This window comes from Sphingomonas montanisoli, assembly GCF_008274695.1.
GTDB classification, from domain to species: domain Bacteria; phylum Pseudomonadota; class Alphaproteobacteria; order Sphingomonadales; family Sphingomonadaceae; genus Rhizorhabdus; species Rhizorhabdus montanisoli.
This window is the reverse complement of the sequence record NZ_VTOU01000002.1, coordinates 110256-128526: the sequence shown is the minus strand read 5'-3', so window position 1 is coordinate 128526 and position 18271 is coordinate 110256. Positions and strand designations below refer to the sequence as shown.

Annotated in this window: 18 protein-coding genes and 2 riboswitches; of the genes, 8 read left to right on the top strand and 10 right to left on the bottom strand. The window is 64.8% G+C overall.

Translation table 11 applies throughout. The features are described 5' to 3' along the window. Positions 1 to 14: 14 nt before the first annotated feature. Positions 15 to 446 carry an endonuclease domain-containing protein gene (locus FYJ91_RS06350; protein WP_149521463.1) on the bottom strand — a complete coding sequence of 144 codons (432 nt, stop codon included), beginning with the start codon at positions 444 to 446 and terminating at the stop codon, positions 15 to 17. Between the two features lie 135 nt (positions 447 to 581). Here FYJ91_RS06350 and FYJ91_RS06345 point away from each other — a divergent pair, with 135 nt between their 5' ends. Further along, entirely contained in the window at positions 582 to 842 is a 261-nt protein-coding gene (locus FYJ91_RS06345; RefSeq protein WP_149521462.1) for a hypothetical protein, read from the top strand. Positions 843 to 906: 64 nt separating this feature from the next. Here the strand turns inward: FYJ91_RS06345 and FYJ91_RS06340 are convergent, their stop codons facing one another. Together FYJ91_RS06340 and crtY are read right to left on the bottom strand one after the other, a co-directional pair. Continuing rightward, positions 907 to 1488: an LOG family protein gene (locus FYJ91_RS06340; protein WP_149521461.1), complete on the bottom strand. Its 582-nt coding sequence runs from the start codon at positions 1486 to 1488 to the stop codon at positions 907 to 909. A 4-nt stretch (positions 1489 to 1492) separates the two neighbouring features. After that, on the bottom strand, positions 1493 to 2641 hold the full coding sequence (crtY, locus tag FYJ91_RS06335) for a lycopene beta-cyclase CrtY (RefSeq protein ID WP_149521460.1): 1149 nt from the start codon (positions 2639 to 2641) through the stop codon (positions 1493 to 1495). 129 nt (positions 2642 to 2770) lie between these two features. Beyond that, a riboswitch (TPP riboswitch) is annotated at positions 2771 to 2878 on the top strand. A 43-nt stretch (positions 2879 to 2921) separates the two neighbouring features. Between crtY and thiC the strand changes: the two genes are divergently transcribed. Next, positions 2922 to 4838 (top strand): phosphomethylpyrimidine synthase ThiC, encoded by a 1917-nt coding sequence (thiC, locus tag FYJ91_RS06330; protein WP_149521459.1) that lies wholly within the window; start codon positions 2922 to 2924, stop codon positions 4836 to 4838. A 26-nt stretch (positions 4839 to 4864) separates the two neighbouring features. Further along, positions 4865 to 5152 (top strand): hypothetical protein, encoded by a 288-nt coding sequence (locus FYJ91_RS06325; protein WP_149521458.1) that lies wholly within the window; start codon positions 4865 to 4867, stop codon positions 5150 to 5152. Positions 5153 to 5155: 3 nt separating this feature from the next. Here the strand turns inward: FYJ91_RS06325 and FYJ91_RS06320 are convergent, their stop codons facing one another. Then, entirely contained in the window at positions 5156 to 6385 is a 1230-nt protein-coding gene (locus FYJ91_RS06320; protein ID WP_149521457.1) for a hypothetical protein, read from the bottom strand. A 127-nt stretch (positions 6386 to 6512) separates the two neighbouring features. Here FYJ91_RS06320 and FYJ91_RS06315 point away from each other — a divergent pair, with 127 nt between their 5' ends. Continuing rightward, complete coding sequence (locus tag FYJ91_RS06315; protein WP_149521456.1) at positions 6513 to 6911, top strand: VOC family protein; 399 nt, start codon at positions 6513 to 6515, stop codon at positions 6909 to 6911. Between the two features lie 129 nt (positions 6912 to 7040). Here the strand turns inward: FYJ91_RS06315 and FYJ91_RS06310 are convergent, their stop codons facing one another. Both FYJ91_RS06310 and FYJ91_RS06305 read right to left on the bottom strand, forming a co-directional pair. Continuing rightward, positions 7041 to 7277, bottom strand: a complete 237-nt coding sequence (locus FYJ91_RS06310) for a hypothetical protein (protein ID WP_149521455.1) — start codon at positions 7275 to 7277, stop codon at positions 7041 to 7043. 18 nt (positions 7278 to 7295) lie between these two features. Beyond that, positions 7296 to 7529 carry a hypothetical protein gene (locus FYJ91_RS06305; protein WP_149521454.1) on the bottom strand — a complete coding sequence of 78 codons (234 nt, stop codon included), beginning with the start codon at positions 7527 to 7529 and terminating at the stop codon, positions 7296 to 7298. 197 nt (positions 7530 to 7726) lie between these two features. On the opposite strand from FYJ91_RS06305, the gene FYJ91_RS06300 reads away from it, so the two are divergent. Further along, the gene (locus FYJ91_RS06300; protein ID WP_149521453.1) at positions 7727 to 8632 is read left to right on the top strand and encodes a hypothetical protein; all 906 of its coding nucleotides are present in this window, start codon (positions 7727 to 7729) and stop codon (positions 8630 to 8632) included. 143 nt (positions 8633 to 8775) lie between these two features. On the opposite strand, the gene FYJ91_RS06295 is transcribed toward FYJ91_RS06300, so the two are convergent. From FYJ91_RS06295 to FYJ91_RS06280, 4 genes are all read right to left on the bottom strand, one after another. Beyond that, a complete protein-coding gene (locus FYJ91_RS06295) occupies positions 8776 to 9816 on the bottom strand; it encodes a hypothetical protein (RefSeq protein ID WP_149521452.1) in 1041 nt (346 codons plus the stop codon). Positions 9817 to 9921: 105 nt separating this feature from the next. Further along, the gene (locus FYJ91_RS06290) at positions 9922 to 11787 is read right to left on the bottom strand and encodes an AsmA family protein (protein ID WP_246152491.1); all 1866 of its coding nucleotides are present in this window, start codon (positions 11785 to 11787) and stop codon (positions 9922 to 9924) included. 315 nt (positions 11788 to 12102) lie between these two features. Further along, positions 12103 to 12855: a CbtA family protein gene (locus tag FYJ91_RS06285; RefSeq protein ID WP_149521451.1), complete on the bottom strand. Its 753-nt coding sequence runs from the start codon at positions 12853 to 12855 to the stop codon at positions 12103 to 12105. A gap of 13 nt (positions 12856 to 12868) precedes the next feature. Beyond that, complete coding sequence (locus FYJ91_RS06280) at positions 12869 to 13096, bottom strand: CbtB domain-containing protein (protein WP_149521450.1); 228 nt, start codon at positions 13094 to 13096, stop codon at positions 12869 to 12871. Between the two features lie 191 nt (positions 13097 to 13287). Between FYJ91_RS06280 and FYJ91_RS06275 the strand changes: the two genes are divergently transcribed. The 3 genes from FYJ91_RS06275 (at position 13288) to FYJ91_RS06265 (ending at position 17936) form a co-directional block, all read left to right on the top strand. After that, positions 13288 to 13845 carry a histidine phosphatase family protein gene (locus FYJ91_RS06275; protein WP_149521449.1) on the top strand — a complete coding sequence of 186 codons (558 nt, stop codon included), beginning with the start codon at positions 13288 to 13290 and terminating at the stop codon, positions 13843 to 13845. Positions 13846 to 13929: 84 nt separating this feature from the next. After that, positions 13930 to 14159: riboswitch (cobalamin riboswitch) on the top strand. Between the two features lie 176 nt (positions 14160 to 14335). Then, entirely contained in the window at positions 14336 to 16483 is a 2148-nt protein-coding gene (locus FYJ91_RS06270; protein WP_149521448.1) for a TonB-dependent receptor, read from the top strand. Further along, the gene (locus FYJ91_RS06265; RefSeq protein ID WP_149521447.1) at positions 16470 to 17936 is read left to right on the top strand and encodes a PepSY domain-containing protein; all 1467 of its coding nucleotides are present in this window, start codon (positions 16470 to 16472) and stop codon (positions 17934 to 17936) included. Before FYJ91_RS06270 ends, FYJ91_RS06265 begins: the two co-directional genes overlap by 14 nt. Positions 17937 to 18271: the final 335 nt, after the last annotated feature.

The following is an 18271-nucleotide window of genomic DNA, read 5'->3' as shown; positions in this document are numbered from 1 at the left end:
TGAGCCTACCTTATTCATCCTCCCCCGCCAGGGGGAGGTGGCGCCGCAGGCGACGGAGGGGGAGGACGGCGACGAACTCCTTCCCGGCCGCACCGCTCGATCGCGATCATAACGATATGCCGCACCACCCCTTCCAGATTGGTGAGTACCTCCTGCGCCGAATATCGCACAACCTGCACGCCCTGAGTGCCCAGCCAAGCATCACGAACCGCGTCCCTCGCCGGACGATCGCCCCGATCATGCGCTTCGCCATCCACCTCGATCGCGAGTTTCGCCCGCGCACAGTAGAAATCGAGGACATAGTCGCCGGCGGCGTGCTGCTTGCGAAAACGCAACCCTTCCGGATTCGAACGCAGCGCCTGCCACAGAGCCAACTCCGGCGGCGTCATTTCTTGGCGCAGCCGTTTGGCATTTCGCTTGGCGTCGGACGAACCCTGCAAGCGCACCGCATCCTCCCCCTCCGTCAGCCTGCGGCTGCCACCTCCCCCTGGCGGGGGAGGATGTTAGGTTGTGGACTGATAAACGGGAATGGCAGAAAGCGCCCCAGTTGCGGACGTTCCGTAGAGGAGTAGGATTACGCGATGGATCGCGGGGCATTCTTCTCGGAGTTGCAGGCCTTGGTGAGCGACGAAGCCCAAGGCTGCGATGCTGGTCAGCTTGTCCAGCGGGGCTTGCGCCTTCTTGCTGACGTTCGTGGGCAAGCTTTCGCCAGCGACGTCCCGGAAGACGTCTGGCACTACCTGTCTGACTTCGACATTCGCGCAAAAGATCCAGGTTATCGCGATGATCAAATTAGCTGGGTTCGCGAAGTCTTGGGCGCGGAAGCATCACGAGCGGGATAATCGTTACGTCCGCTTTCCACCCCAATTCAGCCATTCGCTTTATGAGTTTACGGCCTAGCGGACATCACCGCTCCAGCTTCTCGATCCACTTCCCCAGCGCCGGCGGCTCGTAAGCGCGCATCGCAGCGATCAGCGCGGTCGGTTCGTCGCCCGTGACCAGCATCCCGCGATGCTCGGCCTTGACGAAACCCGTCTCCACCAGCCGATCGAGGAAGACGGCCAAGGGATCGTAGAAGCCGCCGACGTTCAGCAGCGCGAAGGGCTTGGCGTGGTCGCCCAGCTGCCCCCAGGTCCAGATTTCGAACAATTCCTCCAGCGTCCCGATCCCGCCGGGCAGCGCCACGAAGCCGTCCGACAGATCGGCCATCATCGCCTTGCGCGTGTGCATCGAATCCACCACGCGCAGCTCGGTCAGCCCCTTGTGGCCGACCTCCTTGTCGAACAGCCCCTGCGGGATCACGCCGATCGCCTCGGCGCCCGCCGCCATCGCGGCGTCGGCGACGATTCCCATCAGCCCCACGCGCCCGCCGCCATAGACGAGGCCCATGCCCGCCTCCGCGATCGCCCGCCCCAGTGCGCGCGCCGCATCGGCATAAGCGGGGTCGTTGCCGGGACTCGATCCGCAGAACACGCACAGCCGCTTCATGTTGCTACCCCTTCAGCGCCGCCGACAGCGGCATCGGGCCGTCGCCCAGGCTCAGCGCGATCCGGTCCATCATTGTCAGCCGCATATTGTGGAAGCGCGCGATCGTGGCCGGCTCCTTGGTATAGAGCACTTCGAGCGGCTTATATTGTTCGGCCAGCGCATTTTCGTCGAGCAGCGCGCGGGCGAAGCGGCGATAATAATCGCGCCGGCCCCAGATCTTGGCGGCATGCGCGTGGAGCGTGCGGTGCAGCGCCTCGCCCGACCAGTCGCGCATCTCCGCGATCATCCGCGCCGTCCGCGCCGCATCGGGCAGCGAGGCGCCGGTGACGGGGTGAAACAGGGCCGCGCGCACGCCCACCTTCGCCACCCCCGGCCCGCCCGAATTCCAATACGCCTCGAAATCGCCCCCGGTCGTGATCGGGATGACCCCGGCCTGTCCGCGCGCGCTGTCCAAAATCTTCCAGCCGAAGCGCGCCGCCAGATTGAAGATGCGCTTGGCATAGCCCGGCACGTTCAGCGTCGGATCGCGGCCGTAGCGCACCTCTTCGATGAACAACGTGTCCTTCTCGATCGGCAGGAGCGTGCAGTAACTCAGCCCCTCCTCCTGCACTTCGACGCCTGCGTCGATGATCCGCGCGTGACGCACGCTGTGCGGGCCCGCAAGCTGCAGTTCGTAGCCGACGAACTTGCGCCAGCCCGGATCGAGCAGGGTCAGGTCCGCGCCGCCGCGCGCGTCGACCACGCCCTTCGCCTCGATCCGCGTGCCGCTTTCCATTTCGACCCAGGTCGGGCCGGCATCGATCACGGTCTTGCCGGTCATGATCGATTCGGGCGGCAGCGTGTCGCGCAGCACCGCGTCGAACCGATCCGATCGCACGCCGTACAGCTGCGATCCGATCATGCGCTGATAGGCGGGGAAGATGACGTGCGCCTGCCGCCATCCGTAGGAGATGAGCGGTTCGAGCAGCGGCCGATCGCCCGCGTCGATATCGGTGTCGAGGAACGACCAGAGGTGGTTGCCGCCCAGCGCGGGGCGCCCCTCGATCATCAGGATGCGCCGTTCGGGGTGCGCGCGCTGGCATGCGAGCGCGAGCAATCCACCGGATAGCCCGCCCCCGATGATGATCAGGTCATAGGTCGGGGCAGTCGCCATGCGGCCGACTATAACCGCCTCGCTGCAATGCACCACCCCGCACGGCCGCCTGCGACAAAGGTTACGCAGGCGTTACAAGATTTTACAATTCCGCGCCGGTGGACACGCCGCCCCGCATCCCATAAGCTCGGTTCATCCCCGGGGGGCCGTGTAGGCGGCTGAGAGGTGCGGCGTTCCGCACGACCCGTAGAACCTGATCCGGGTGAAGCCGGCGGAGGAAGCGGACGGCGTCACACACGCGCAATCCTTCTTTCTTCGATCATGCGAAGGAATGATTGCGATGGCCGACGTCCCCACCCCTACCGAAATCGGCGTGACCACCGGCCCGATCCGCGGCAGCCGCAAGATCCACGTCGAGGGCCCAGGCGGCATCCGCGTCGCGATGCGCGAGATCGCGCTGGAGCCGTCCGCGAACGAACCCCCGGTCCGCGTCTATGACTGCTCCGGCCCCTATACCGATCCCAAGGCGCGCATCGACATTTCCGCCGGCCTCGCCCCGCTGCGCCGCGAGTGGATCATCGGCCGCGGCGATGTGGAGGAGTATCAGGGCCGCGCGATCAAGCCCGAGGATAACGGCCTGAAGGGCCCGGATCGTTCGGCGGGCGTGAAGCCGTTCCCCAACGTCGTCACCCGCCCGCTGCGCGCCAAGGCGGGACAGAATGTCAGCCAGATGCACTATGCCCGCCGCGGCATCATCACGCCCGAGATGGAATATGTCGCGATCCGCGAGAATATCGGCCGCGCCGCGCTGAAGGAACAGCTCGTCCGCGACGGGCAGGATTTCGGCGCGTCGATCCCCGATTATGTCACCGCCGAATTCGTGCGGGACGAGGTCGCCCGCGGCCGCGCGATCATCCCCAGCAACATCAACCACCCCGAATCCGAGCCGATGGCGATCGGCCGCAACTTCCTGGTCAAGATCAACGCGAACATCGGCAATTCGGCGGTCGCCAGCGATGTCGCGTCCGAAGTCGACAAGATGGTCTGGTCGATCCGCTGGGGCGCCGACACGGTGATGGACCTGTCGACCGGCCGCAACATCCACGACACCCGCGAATGGATCCTGCGCAACTCGCCCGTGCCGATCGGCACCGTCCCGATCTATCAGGCGCTGGAGAAGGTGAACGGCGTCGCCGAGGATCTGACGTGGGAAATCTTCCGCGACACGCTGATCGAGCAGGCCGAACAGGGCGTCGATTATTTCACGATCCATGCCGGTGTTCGTTTGCCCTTCATCCCGATGTCGGCGAAGCGCGTCACCGGCATCGTCTCGCGCGGCGGATCGATCATGGCGAAATGGTGCCTGAGCCACCACAAGGAGAGCTTCCTCTACGAGAATTTCGAGGAAATCTGCGAGATCATGAAGGCGTATGACGTCGCCTTCTCGCTGGGCGACGGCCTGCGCCCCGGTTCGATCGCCGACGCCAATGACGAAGCCCAGTTCGCCGAACTCGCCACCCTGGGCGAACTCACCCAGATCGCGTGGAAGCATGACGTTCAGGTGATGATCGAAGGCCCCGGCCATGTGCCGATGCACAAGATCAAGGCGAACATGGACAAGCAGCTGGAGGCGTGCGGCGAAGCCCCCTTCTACACGCTCGGGCCGCTCACCACCGATATCGCGCCGGGTTACGATCACATCACCTCGGCGATTGGTGCTGCAATGATCGGCTGGTTCGGCACCGCCATGCTCTGCTACGTCACGCCCAAGGAGCATCTGGGCCTGCCCGATCGGGATGACGTGAAGGTCGGCGTCGTCACCTACAAGCTCGCCGCCCACGCCGCCGATCTCGCCAAGGGCCACCCCGCCGCGAAGCTGCGCGACGACGCGCTCAGCCGCGCCCGCTTCGAATTCCGCTGGCGCGACCAGTTCAACCTCTCGCTCGATCCCGACACGGCCGAGCAATATCACGACCAGACGCTCCCGGCCGAAGGCGCCAAGACCGCCCACTTCTGCTCGATGTGCGGCCCCAAATTCTGCTCGATGAAGATCACGCAAGAGGTGCGCGATTTCGCGGCCAAGCAGAACCAGACCGCCGATAGCTTCCTCGCCGCCAATCCTCCCCGGCACGGGGAGGGGGACCATGCGCAGCATGGTGGAGGGGGCTTCGATCTGGACGCCGAAGCCGGCATGGCCGAGATGAGCGAGAAATTCCGCGAGAAGGGCGGGGAGATTTACCTGCCAGCGGCGGAGTAAGGTAAAAATATTACGGGAGAACCAAGATGGCTAGGGCAAGTAGATATGAAATCTCTGCTACATGGGAGCAACTCGCAAGCGACAGCTCCTATATCGTAGGTCAATTTCTAAACAGCGCGATTAACAAAATTGACCACGAATTTGGCCCAGGCTTTTCCGCATCCAATCCGGCTCTCGTCGGATCGTTTATCCAAGCTGCTGCAGCGGTCCAAGCCGGCACCTATAGCATGATAAATGGAGAGGGTTTGGAAGGTGAGGTGTCCAATCTCTCCGCTGAAATTTCGGCTCTAGGAATAGCGCTGCGGGAGGAATGACGCCTATTCAGCTACGGCCATTTGCTTCCTAAATGGCTGGGGTACCGATTTTCCGGGATCCGCTTTGGCTGCCTTTAGATAAACAGACAGCGTATTTCGTAGTTTCTCACCCCATGCTGGATCACGGATATCATAAACAGCAACGCGGAGATGACGAAGATCGAAAGGAACATCTTCCAAATCTCCTGTGGTGAAAACTACTGGTTTATTGGCAGCGTGAGCTAAACCCAGCTCGTAAAATACGTTTGCATTCTTCCCGGTTAAATCCGCCAAGAGCACTTTGGCTCGCGATATTTGCTCCCAGATTTGCTCGATAACGGATCCTGTGGAGAATAACTCATCAGCTCTGATTGGCTCTAAACCAGCTTCACGAATAGCTGGAACAAAAATTTCTCGGTAATAAGCATCCATCCATTGTCCAAATGGCATCATTACAAAGCAAGTGTCTAAAAATTGACGACCTGTTCCTCCATCATCTATCCCGGACACGTCGGGTTCTCTCTGACGGAATTCCGTCGTCACTACCGGTCCGGTTCCCGAGCGATCGGGGCGGAAAGCATGTAAGTAATTTAAGTTACTAGTAAATGTCTCGATGAACGATTTAACTCGTTCACGAGGGATGCCGAATTCTCGGTATAGATTGTTTTCGAAGAACTCATCTTCTGGTAGCTTCTTACCATTATAGAAATCTTCTACTTTCTGAAAATCTTCGACCGAGCGAAACGCAGCCATGAGGGCCTTCGGCCGCGCAGTTGGCGCACTCGGAGCAACAACGTCTTGACCGATTTGAGTCAGCCCAACCGGCGATATTTTTCCACTCCCGGTGACTAAGCCGTACTGATTTGCCGCTCGTAAAAGGTCCAGAAATCGCCAATCGGCTACCGAGTTATATCCAACAGCCTTAGCGAGCATATCGGGCTTCATTGGGTTACCCGCATTTTGCTCCTCAATCGCCCGTGCGATCTTTATCGCCTCTTCGAGAGTGGTTTTCGGGAACGTCCAAGGTGCTGCCGCAGGTTTACTAGGCTTCGAGGCGATATCCTTCTTGCTCGCAGGAATTGCCTTGGCTGCACCAGCCTTAGATGCACTTCCAGCCTTATTTGTTCCGCTCTTGGAGCTAGGTCTCGCAGCGTTCTTCGCCTTAGTACTGGCCTCTGATGAACCGGTAATGGGGGCTTCCAGCTTATCGGAAACCTGATCTACAGCCTGCTCGATCGTAGAAACCTCTTCCATCGCGAATCGCCTCCTTTAAAGAGAACGTACGATGAACAACTCAGCTAAACAACCTTCTATATCATGGTACACTTGGCGAACACTGGCTCGCCTCGTTTTATCCTGACTCACCATTTATACGTGTTCAATGCCCCATCTCGCCCACATCGCCCTGATCGTCCGCGACTATGACGAGGCGCTCGCTTTCTATGTCGGCACTCTCGGTTTCACGCTGGTCGAGGACACCTATCAGCCCGAGCAGGACAAGAGGTGGGTCACGATCCGCCCGCCGGGCGCGCCCGAGAACGCTACCAATATTCTCCTCGCCCGCGCCGCCACGCCCGAACAGGCGGCTTCCGTCGGCGATCAGGCGGGCGGGCGCGTCTTTCTGTTTCTCGCGACCGACGATTTCGCCCGCGATCATGCCGCCTTCACCGCCAAAGGTGTCCGCTTCGTCCGCGAACCCGCCACGCACGACTACGGCACGGTCGCGGTGTTCGAAGATCTCTACGGCAATCTGTGGGATCTGATCGAGTTCGCCCGCTGAGGCCGATTCAAGCCCTTCCCCAAGCGGGATCGACATTCAGAAAATACCTCCCCTCCCTCCCTGCCTGCAGGGAGGGGACCAAGGGGTGATCCAACTTTGCGGACATCACCACCTTGATCCGCGCCATCCTTATTTCCGCAGCCACCGCGAATCCGGATCGTCGATCCGCTGCTTGCCGTCCTTCATCGACTCGCTCGGATCGGTCAGCGCCCAGCGCTTCACCGGCAACGCATCGCCATCGAGCGTCGAACCCAGTCGCGCGGCCACCAGCCGTCGCTCGCGCCGGGACGACTGCGCCTTGAACGGCTTATCGGTCGCCGCCGTCGTGTGGCCAACATAAGGTGATGTCTTGCGACTGCGGCTCATCGTGAACGCTGCCTCTGCCTAAAACCCCATCGCCCGCGCTCCCACGATCGCCACCCCGCCAATCGCGATCACCGCGACGACCAGCCGCATAACCCCGGCCCAGCCCGTCTCCGGCGGATAAGCCGGCAGATCGCGGATCGCGGCCAGATCGTCGGGCACGACATAGGCGTCGGCCCATTCGTCGCGCCGCGCCTCTTCGATGATCGCGCGGATGCGCGCCTCCTGTTCGGCGGTGAAGGGCGGTTCAGCCATGCGCCCCCGCCCTGTTCCTGCCCTGCCTGTCCGAACCCATGACGCCCCCGTCTGTTGGTGCGCACGGTCGGGCAAAGCGGGCCCGCAAACAATCCGAAGTGGCTCCAAAATGGGCCTATCCCTGCCCGCCACCTGCCACAGCCGCCGCCGTCCGAAATCGCTGTCCTACACGGCGCTTTTCTGATCCATCCTGATCCATGAAGAAGCGACGCAACCCCCCGCGCCGGGCCAAGGCGCACAAGCATCCCCCCGCCGCTGCGAAGGCGACGCGGCCGGGATTCCGATCCTTCACCCCTGTCGCGCTGCGCGCGCGCAGCGACGGCTTCACGCCCGAACGGCAACAGGGTTTTATCGAGGCGCTGGCCGAATGCGGCTGCGTGGAGGAGGCGTGTCAGCGGGTCGGCATATCCGCCACCGCCGCTTACGCACTGCGCCGCCGGATCGACGCGGTCAGCTTTCGCCAGGCGTGGGAGGCCGCACTCGATTATGCGGTGCGCCGCCTGTCCGATGCAGTGTTCAGCCGCGCGATCAAGGGCGTTTCCCGCCCGATCTTCTACAAGGGCGAACAGGTGGGCGAGCGGATCCATTATGACGAGCGCCTGGCCCAGTTCATCCTGCGCTATCGCGATCCCACCCGATACGGCCGATTCATCGACAAATTGACGGCGCAGCGCCCGCCCGATGCCGCCGCGGTCATGCTCAACATCGCCACCGATCGCGCGATGGAGGCGGCCTATGCGATGGCCGATGGCGAAAGCCCGGAGGATCTTACGCCCCTAAACGGCATCGAACCCAGCTTCCCCACCGAGGAGGAGGTCCAGGCGCAGATCGCCGAGCAATGGCGGCGGGATGCGGAGGCAAGCAATAGCTCCTTTGCGGAGAGCCAGCGCGCATTCGCCGAACTTCAGGCCGCCCGGGCGAAAGCCGACGCCGAATTGTGGGATGAAGACGATGTCAGCCCCGACGAGCATCGCGACGACGCCGAACCGGCTTCGCAGCCGCTTTACGAACCGTGGGCGCCGCCGCCGCCCGTCCCGTCCGAATGCTATACGCCCGCATCTTCGCGTCCGCGCGTCCGCCTGCTCGGCGGGGACTCGCCCTGATCGCCGCGGAAGCGATTCCGGCGCGGACGTAGTGACAACTTTGACAACTTCCAGACAGCCGAACGCCGCCGCCTCCGGTGGGGAGACGACGGCGCCGGTACGACCCTCTCGGGTCAGGCGGTTAAGGGTTTAGGCCTGCCAAATCAGCCCTGATACACCGGGCGGAATCCGGTGCGCGGGCGGCTGGGCGATCGGACTGTGATGTGATCCGTCGTGGCCGGGCGGCGTTCGGCGGCTGCGGCCGGGATCGGCGCCGACGGTGCGAACGTCTCGACCGGCTTGCCCTCGCGGGCCATCCGCTCGCGGCCGTCATAGAAGCTGGCGACCTTGAGCCGCTTGCGCAGCGAAAGCGACGGATTCTCCGGCGTCGGCCCGCGATATGCGGCCTGCGTGTGGCGGCCGAAGCGCGAGATGTCGAAGCCACTCGGCAGCGTCGTCGTCGCACCGGTCGGCGCGGTGGCGACGGCACGGGCGCCCGACTGCGTGTCGCCCATCATCAGCGGCGCGGCGAAGGCCGGGGTCGCGGTGGCGGCGGGCGCAGGGGCGACCATCGTCGTGTCCGCATAGACGACCTCCTCGTCGTCGCGACGGCGACGGCTGAAGGCATAGGCGCCACCGCCGAACAGGATCAGCGCAAGTGCCGCGCCCCCTGCGATCGGCAGTGCCTCATCCATGTCGACCGTGGTCGTCTGGGTCGGGGCCGGCGCGGGTGCCGGGGTCGCGCGGGCGATCGGGGCCGGCGCGACCGGGGCGGGCGAAACCTCGGGCGTCGGCGTGGCAGCCGGCGTCACGGGGGCGGCCTGGACCGGGGCGGCCGCGACCGGCGCGGCGGTGCGCGTCTCGGTCCGCTGCGTCACTGTGCGGCGCGCCTGGGCCGGGGCCGGCTCGTCAGCCACGCTGCTCGTGACTGCAGGAGCCGGCGCCGGCTGGGCGGCCGGCGGGGTCACCGCCGGTGCGGGGGTAGCCGTCGACGCGCTGGCCGTGCCGATGATCGGCGCGGTCACGACGCCACCGGCCGGGGCGGGGCTGGTCGCCGGCGCGGCCGAAACGGTCGGCGTCGGCGCAGGGGCAGGCGCTGCCACGGGCGGCGGCGCGACCATCGGCGCGTCGGCGCTCTGGGCGAGCGCGGCGGTGGAAGACAGGGCCAGGACAGCGGCAATCGCGGTCAGGCCGGGGCGGAGCATAAGCTGATCGTACCTCATGCACAGTCAACCGCGGCATCGATGAAAGGGGTTCAGTGATTCGGACGAATCGCCCGCGGCCAACGACGAAACGAGCGCCAAAGTGATCTAGTGGACGCCCAGCGCCCGATTCGCGGCCCCGGCGCAATCGGCATCGGTGGCCGCTGGCTCCTGCTTGTCGGCGATCGCGTCACCGATCATGGCCAGGATCCCGCCGACCGACTTCGCCTTTTCGGGCAGCTCGATCGCCGGTCGCTTGATCGTCCCCCGCGCGCCGATCGTCCCCTGCAGCCGCAACAGGCTGTCGCCCTTGGGCGCGCCGTTGACCGCGAAGGCCAGGCGTTCGGTCTTCAGGTCGATGGTCCCCCTCGCGCGGGTCAGCGCGCGGTGGCTGTCGATCAGGACCGGATTCGCCCGCGCCGTCCCGCCACGGATGTCGAGCCGCGCGACCATGCAGCGCAGGCCGGTCTGCTTGTCCTTGTCCGTCGTCAGCCCGCGCCCGACATCCTGCCCCAGCAGCGACGCCGTCCGTGCCCCGATCGTCCCTTCGCGCACCACCAGTGCCACGGCGCCATCGCCGCGCCCGATCGCCTCGCGCACCGTCAGCCCCCGTCCGGTCACGCGCGCGCGGCCGGTCAACGGTCCGTCGATCGTGCCGGGCAGGAAGTCCGCGAAGCTCGCGCGATCGATGTCGAGCACCACCTTCAGCTCCGGCGGTCGCCCGCCCCGCTGGTCGACCGTGATGCGCCCGGCCATCGTCCCGTGGGTCAGCCCCATGCGCAGCGGCGCGATCTCCAGCCGGCTGCGATCGACCATGATCACGGCATCCAGGCTGCGGATCGGCGACGGCCCCGGCCACATCAGCCGATCGACCTTCACGGACAGCCGCCCGTCGGTGCGCCGCACATTGTCCAGGTCGATCGCGGTGTCGGGGATCAGCCGCAACCCGAAGCGCGCCCGCTTCGCCGCCGCCTTGGCCAGCCCCGCGTCCGACGCGATGTCGTCGAACGCGAAGCGCCGCGACGTGATCCGCCCGTCGATCCGCGTGCGCCCGTCGCGCTTCACGATCGTCGCATCACCCGCGACGTCGGATCGACCGATCGTGCCACTCAGCCCGCTGATCCGCCAGTCGGGCCGGTCGCGCCGCACCTGCGCGGACAGGCGCACGGGCTGCGTGCCCATCAGCCCCGCCTCGATGATCGCGTCGACCAGCGCCAGATCGTCGGCCCGCGCCGTCGCCTTCGCGGTCAGGTGGTTGATGTCGAGCGGGCCATCCATCCGGCCGACGAAGCTTATTGCGACCGCAGGTCCGTCGATCGCGGCGCGGAAGGGCCATGGCCGACCGGCAACGATCGGCGCGCCCGTCGCGGTCAGGGTGACGGGGTTGCGTTTCACATGGCCGGTGCCCGACAGACGCAACCCCGCCGAACCGGCGTTCAGGACGACATCGAAGTCGCGATCGCGCTTGGCATCTTTATATGTGATGCGGACATCGTTGAGACGGATCTGCTCCAGCATGGGCCGCTCTCCGCGCCGGTCGGACGAGGCCGGCTTCGGCCCATCACGCCAGTTGACTCGCCCGTCCGCCGCGCGGGCAAAGCCGATGCGGCCACCCTCGATCGTCGCATCGACCGGCTCGAAGCGTCCGGTCAGCATTGCCCACACCGAAAAGCGCGCCCGGACCCGATCGATCCGCGCGAGCTCGCCCGCCCCCGCCCAGCGCGCCTGCGGCAGTCGCACGCCACGCGCCTCGACGATCGGATGAAAGCCGAATCGGTCCACCCGATCGAGCACCGCGATCCGCGCTGGCTGTCCGTAATGGCGCGACAAAGCGCGCTCCGCGGGCCCGCGCAGCAGGCCCCAGGGAAAAGCAGCGAGCGCGATCAGCAACACCGCGACCGCCGCCGCCAGACTGGCGATCACGATCCGGATGCGTCGACGCGGGGAGAGGGCGGGTGGGATCGTTTCGGGCACGACGCTGATACGTCCGAGCGAGGATCGCGTTCCCGAACCTGGTTCGGTTTCGAAGGGATGGTTGGTGCGGGGGATTTCCCAAACCGCTCAATCCCTCGCGTCGCGCAGCGCCTCCAGTTCGGCAAGCCTCACCGGATCACCCTCAGCGAGCATTTCCTCGAGATAGAAGCTATGACCCTTCTCCACGGCCGTGATTGGCCGTCGGCAGAACAAATGGAATTTTATGTGAGCGCCAGAGGCACAACTTGAAAGCGGCCGCTTTCAGAGTGTGTCACTAGCTCGGTAAATGGCCGAAATTGGGGCGCTTTGCTTCCTCTAGCGGCTGCTCAATCGCTTGCGCAGCACGCGATCGGCCGTCGCGCCGAAGCCGATCCCGATCACCACCCACAGAATCGCCTGGACGCCGAGCGAGGCGATGCGGAAGCGCCAGAGGACCACGGCGGGGAAGTCGGCGGGCACTTCGTTGATCGCCGGCAAAGCGAACTGCACCGCGATGACGATCGCGACATAAGCGCCGGCGGCGATCAGCATCGCGTTGAAGGGGCCCGCCTTGTTCGCAAAGGCGCGGCCGACCTTGATCGCGAGCACCATCGCGACGACCGAAAGCGCGATCATCGCGAAATAGGTGAGCGTGCGGAACACCACCGTCTCATGCTGCCCGACGGCCGGCGGCGTTGCGGGATATTTGATCGCCGGCACCAGCGCGATCGCGATGAACGCGCCGATCGCCATCAGCAACGACAAGGATCGCGGCCCGAGCGTGCCGACGCGACCATAGATCACCGCGAAGACGAGCGAGAAGATGCCGCCCACCGCTGCGCCATAGAGCGCCGTCGCGGTCAGCAGGCCGACGCCCTTCTGGGTATCGCGGCTTACCAGTTCGGGTTCGGGCGCGGCGGGCATCGCCATCGCGTGGCCCGCATGGCGGTGTGCGGCCTGATCGCGCGAGGCTTCGAACGCGATCGCCAGATCGACCTGCGGTTCTGCGACCAGCCGCGCGAACATCGTCACGATGAACGCAGCGACGATCCCCGCGATCATGCCGCGGATCAGAAGATCCCGAGTCATCGGATAGCCTGCCTTAGTGGCAGGGGAAGCCGAGAAGGTGACGCCCGTCGTGGACAAATTCGTGCACGTACATGCCGTCGAAGAAGGCATAGGCGCCCTGTTCGGTGCTGACGAAATAGAGCGCGATCATCGCAAGGAGCAGGCCGAAGATCGCCCAGGGCACGATATCGCGCAGCGGGATCGCGCCGCTGTCCGACAGCGGAATGAAAGCGTCATCGGCGAACACAGCAGCAGCGGCCATCGTCAGTCTCCTTCGGGATTGCGCGTCCCGCGAACAAGATGGTTCTCGAAGGTCTGGCTCTCGACAGCTTGCGAAGGCTGGCGATAACAGTGGCGCGACCGCGCCGGATTTGCACCGGCTTCTTCTTCTTCGAACCTGTCCGCACGATTTGGCCGGAACGGGGCGAAACGTCAACGATCCTGAAAGGCCAAGTGGACGTGCGACTGACATTATTGTGCCACGCCGCCACACGATCGATGCGCGAAGGCGGCTTTCCAGCGCCCGACGAGTCGGTGGATGAGGGCGGCGAGCGCAAGGTCGCGGCTCTCGACCTTCCCAACGCTGGCGTGATCCTGTGCAGCCCTGCCCGCGCGGCGCGTCAGACGATGGAGATGGCCGGCCTGTCCGGTGCCGAAGATGCGGCGCTGCGCGACATCGATCATGGCGACTGGAGCGGGCGCAGCTTCGCAGCGATCCACGCAAGCGATCCGGACGGGCTGACCGCATGGATCGCGGATCCGACCCGCGCCGCGCCGGGGGGCGAGCGATTCGGTGATCTCGTCGCGCGCATGACGCCGTGGCTGGACAACGTCGGCGCCGGAACCGAAGCGACACTCGCGATCAGCCATCCGATGGTCATGCGCGCGGCAATAGCCGCCGCGATCGGCCTATCCGCCGAAGCCGCATTGCGTATCGATTGCGCACCGCTGACGCGGATCGATCTGTACTACAATCGGCTGTGGCGATTACAGGCGATCCGTCCGCTCTAATGAGAGCGTCTATTTGTTGCACTTGCGAAGCGGTATCTTTCTGCTTATCAGCCGCCTCGTTCGAGGGGGCGAACATTCAATCCCGAGAGCATTGATCGCGCCGGTTCCCCGAGAGGGGATTAAAATGGGAACGCGGTGAAGGCGGCTGATGTCGCCTGAATCCGAGGCTGTCCCTGCAACTGTAAGCGGTGAGCGCGATGCACATGCGCGGACGGGCCTTCCATCCGCCAGCCACTGGACCGCCAGGTCTGGGAAGGCCGTGCATCGAGCGACGACCCGCGAGCCAGGAGACCTGCCGGCGTCTGGTCGCTCTTGCCTTGGCCCAGGGGATGGCTGCGGCACGGTTCTTCCGTCTGAGCGACGAACGAGCGGCGGGGGCCGTATCGGAGACGTGCGTCGGTCGCCTTTGGCGTCCGCCCGCCGCGCGTTGCCGACCGTTCGCGAACGGCCAGACCCCCGCCTTGTCGCTTTGACGCCGGGGACCGAATTGATGACCTATTCCACCAAGCCCGCGCACATCCGCGCACTGTTGTTCACTGCCACCGCGCTCACCGCCTTCGCATCGCCCGCGCATGCCGAAGATGCGGCAGCCACCGAAGCCGAGGATAGCAGCACGATCATCGTGACCGCGGTGGATTCGCTGCGGCTCAACCAGAAGACCGAGGGTGCCAGCCGTCTCGGCATCACCGCGCTGCAGACGCCCGCCAGCGTCGAGACGCTCGATGGCGATGCGATCCGCCTGCGCGGCGACCTGACGATCCAGGATGCCGCCGCGCGCGCGACCGGCATCGTCAACGCATCGGGCGTGTTCGGCTTCTCGCTCGCCGCGCGCGGCTTCGTCGGCCAGAATTCGGTGATGCAGCTCTATGACGGCATGCGCATGTACAACAACACGCTCACCTTCCCCGCCGATCCGTGGATGGCCGAGCGGGTCGAGATCCTGCGCGGTCCCGCCTCCGTCCTCTATGGCGAAGGCGCCATCGGCGGCGCGGTGAACGTCGTGCGCAAGCAGCCGGGCGACACGCTGGAGGCCAGCGGCCGCGCGATCGTCGGATCGTTCGAAAGCTACAATATCGCCGCCGGCGCAGGCGGGCCGATCAACGACATGATCGGCTTCCGTATCGACGGCGCCTATCGCGAATCCGACGGCTGGATGAAGCGCGGCAATTCCAGCGCGACATCGCTGTCGGGCGCGATCAAGCTCAAGCCTGCCGAGGATCTGAGCATCACGCTCTCGCACGATTTCAGCCGGCAATTGCCGCGCACCTGGTTCGGCGTGCCGCTGGTCGGCGGCAAGCTCGACAAGTCGCTGCGCAAGAACAATTACAACGTCACCGACGCCCGCCTGCGCTTCCGCGACAATTGGAGCCAGGGGAAGATCGAATGGTCGCCGTCGGACAGCTTCAGCATCCGCAGCACCTTCTACCATCTGTGGGCCAACAAATATTGGCACAATAGCGAGAACGAGACCTACGTCGCCGCCACCGCGACCGCGCCGGCCAAGATCCGCCAGTCGAGCTTCCTCGAACTCTACCATGTCCAGCGGCAGACCGGGAACCGCACCACCGCCAATGTCAGCGGCACGATCCTGGGCCTGGAAAACCACATGGTCGTGGGCTTCGACGTGAACCGGATCACCTATAAGAACATCAGCAATTCGGGGAATAACGCGACCCGGCTGGTCGATCTGTTCGCCACCGACACCGGCCTGTTCATCGATCAGACCGGTGCTGCGGCGACCAAGCCGCGCTACAAGAACACGATCCACCAATATTCGGTCTTCGCCGAGGATCGGCTGGTGCTGAGCGATCAGGTCTCGTTCGTCGGCGGGCTGCGTTACGATCGCCCGCGCATCCGCAAGAACGACTATGTGAACGCCGCGAACAACTTCACCGCGACGCCCGACGCCGTCACCTGGCGGCTGGGCGGGGTCTATAATCCGATCCCCACCCTCTCGATCTACGCGCAATATGCGACGGCCGCCGATCCGGTCGGCGCGCTCGTTTCGACCAGCCTCGCCCAGAGCGCGTTCGATCTGTCGACGGGTCGCCAGTGGGAAGCCGGCGTCAAGCACGTCTTCTGGGGCGGGCGCGGCGAATGGACCTTCGCCGCCTATGACATCGTCAAACGGCGGCTGCTGACGTCCGACCCGCTGATCCCGACGATCCAGGTTCAGGTGGGCCAGCAATCGTCGAAGGGGCTGGAAGCGTCGCTGTTCCTGAAGCCGGTCGATCGCATCGGCATCACGCTCAACGGATCGGTGCTCAAGGCACGCTACGACGATTTCTCGGAATCGGTCGGCGGCGTCCGCTTCCAGCGCGCGGGCAACCGCCCGAGCAACATTGCGGCGAAGACCGCCAATGCTTTCCTGAGTTGGGAGTTCGCAGATGGCTGGGTCGCCGACGGCGGCTTCTCCTATGTCGGCAAACGGTTCCAGGATGCAGCCAACACGCTGGTCATCCCGTCCTACACGCTCACCGATTTCGGCGTGCGCTGGCAGTTCACCGAAAAGGCGAGCGCCGGCCTGCGCGTCCGCAACATCTTCGACGAAACCTATGTCCGCGCGACCTATGGCGCGTCGCAGTGGGTGCTGGGCGATCCGCGCGCGGTAGAGGCGTCGATCAATGTCGCTTTCTAGAAGCGCGCTGCGCACCGGAAGGCGGTGGCTCTATCTGAGCCACCGCTGGACCGGCATCGCCCTGTGCATCCTCTTCGCGATCTGGTTCGTGTCGGGCGTGGTGATGATGTACGTCCCCTTCCCGTCCTTCCGTGGGCCGGAGCGGGTTGCGGGGCTTCCGCCGATCAAATGGGCAAAGGTCCGCACCAGCCCCGCCGACGCACTTGCATCGATCCGGCCGAAGGACTTTCCTTCCGAAATGCGGCTGGAGATGACGGGCGGCGAACCCGTCTATCGCTTCGTCCTGGAAGATGGCCGCCGCGCCGTTTCCGCCACGACGGGGCGCGAGATCACCGGCGTCGATGCCACGCGGGCGCAGGCGATCGCCAGCGCCTTCGTCCACGCGCCCGCAAAGTCGATCGTCCCGGTCGATCACGATCAGTGGGTCGTCACCCGCGCTTATGCGCGGATCGCTCCCTTCTGGCGCATCCGCATGGCCGACGATGTGGGTACCGACATCTACGTTTCCCGCAAAACCGGGGAGATCGTGCAGAACACGACCGCGCACGAACGCTTCTGGAACTGGCTGGGCGCTGTGCCGCACTGGATCTATTTCGAGGCGCTCCGCGTCTATCAGGAGCCGTGGCGGCAGACGGTGCTGTGGACATCGGGCATCGGCATGTTGGGCGCCATCGCCGGCATCTGGATCGGCATCCTGCGCGTGCGGATTGCCCGGCGCTACAGGTCCGGATCGGTCAGCCCCTATGTCGGCTGGATGAAGTGGCACCACATCATCGGCCTTGTCGGTGGCCTCTTCCTCGTCACCTGGGTGTTCAGCGGCTGGATTTCGATGAGCCCGTGGGGCGGCCTGCGCGACGAGGGCGGCAAGGCGATCGCCGATCGCTACGCGAGCAAGAAGCCCGAATTTGCCCGCACCGACCTGACGACGCTCGCCCGCACTGCGGCCGGCGCCCATGAGGTACGCTTCACCTGGCTCGGTGGCCGGCCGGTGATGACCACGCATGGCGGGCCAGTGCACAAGCATCTGCTCGACGGCGCAACCGCGCGCGCCTTCAAGCCCGCCCGCGCGGATATTCAGAGGCTCGCGGCATCGGCGCTGCCGGGCGCGCGACTGACCGGGTTCGAACGGCTCGACCGCTACGACCTCTACTGGTTCAGCACCGGCGATCCGCGCAGCGACGAACGCCCGCTGCCGGTCTGGCGCTTCACCTTCGACGATCCGGCCCAAAGCTGGCTCCACATCGATCCGGCAACCGGCGAACTACTCAACCGATCGGGATCGGGATCGCGCAGCTACCGCTGGCTGTTCAGCGCACTTCACAGCTTCGACCTGCCGTGGCTCCTGATCCTGCGCCCGTTACGCGACGCGCTAATGTGGCTGCTGTCGGGAGCCGGACTGTTCATATCGATCAGCGGCCTCGTCGTGGGCTGGCGCCACCTGAGGAGACGATAGGCGTCACGCGCAAAAGTCCGATGCCTTCGACACAACTACCGATGGCGGGCATTCGATGGATTCCCAATCCTGTGCATACGAGCGAGTGACGACTTTCGGGATAGGGAAAGGTCGCAGTCAGAGGCTCGGCCTAGTCCAGATGGCTGAGGCGTAGAGATAGAGATCGCGCATGTAGATCCGCGCATGGGCCGTCCGATAATTGTCATCTATCGTGGTACCGCGTGAAAGATCGCGGGCGTGATGACGGATCGGACACCATTTGTGGCCGATTGAGCGCGCCTTTTCTTCGAAGGTAGTGTTGCACTCCATCAAGCCTTCCGAGATCGGACCTCCCA

Coding starts and splice junctions, on each gene's coding strand:
- crtY (WP_149521460.1), bottom strand. CDS start 2,641: ATGGCGACTGCCCCGACCTATGACCTGATCATCATCGGGGGCGGGCTA.
- FYJ91_RS06300 (WP_149521453.1), top strand. CDS start 7,727: ATGAAGAAGCGACGCAACCCCCCGCGCCGGGCCAAGGCGCACAAGCAT.
- FYJ91_RS06270 (WP_149521448.1), top strand. CDS start 14,336: ATGACCTATTCCACCAAGCCCGCGCACATCCGCGCACTGTTGTTCACT.
- FYJ91_RS06295 (WP_149521452.1), bottom strand. CDS start 9,816: ATGCTCCGCCCCGGCCTGACCGCGATTGCCGCTGTCCTGGCCCTGTCT.
- FYJ91_RS06305 (WP_149521454.1), bottom strand. CDS start 7,529: ATGGCTGAACCGCCCTTCACCGCCGAACAGGAGGCGCGCATCCGCGCG.
- FYJ91_RS06285 (WP_149521451.1), bottom strand. CDS start 12,855: ATGACTCGGGATCTTCTGATCCGCGGCATGATCGCGGGGATCGTCGCT.
- FYJ91_RS06345 (WP_149521462.1), top strand. CDS start 582: ATGGATCGCGGGGCATTCTTCTCGGAGTTGCAGGCCTTGGTGAGCGAC.
- FYJ91_RS06265 (WP_149521447.1), top strand. CDS start 16,470: ATGTCGCTTTCTAGAAGCGCGCTGCGCACCGGAAGGCGGTGGCTCTAT.
- thiC (WP_149521459.1), top strand. CDS start 2,922: ATGGCCGACGTCCCCACCCCTACCGAAATCGGCGTGACCACCGGCCCG.
- FYJ91_RS06310 (WP_149521455.1), bottom strand. CDS start 7,277: ATGAGCCGCAGTCGCAAGACATCACCTTATGTTGGCCACACGACGGCG.
- FYJ91_RS06315 (WP_149521456.1), top strand. CDS start 6,513: ATGCCCCATCTCGCCCACATCGCCCTGATCGTCCGCGACTATGACGAG.
- FYJ91_RS06325 (WP_149521458.1), top strand. CDS start 4,865: ATGGCTAGGGCAAGTAGATATGAAATCTCTGCTACATGGGAGCAACTC.
- FYJ91_RS06340 (WP_149521461.1), bottom strand. CDS start 1,488: ATGAAGCGGCTGTGCGTGTTCTGCGGATCGAGTCCCGGCAACGACCCC.
- FYJ91_RS06280 (WP_149521450.1), bottom strand. CDS start 13,096: ATGGCCGCTGCTGCTGTGTTCGCCGATGACGCTTTCATTCCGCTGTCG.
- FYJ91_RS06320 (WP_149521457.1), bottom strand. CDS start 6,385: ATGGAAGAGGTTTCTACGATCGAGCAGGCTGTAGATCAGGTTTCCGAT.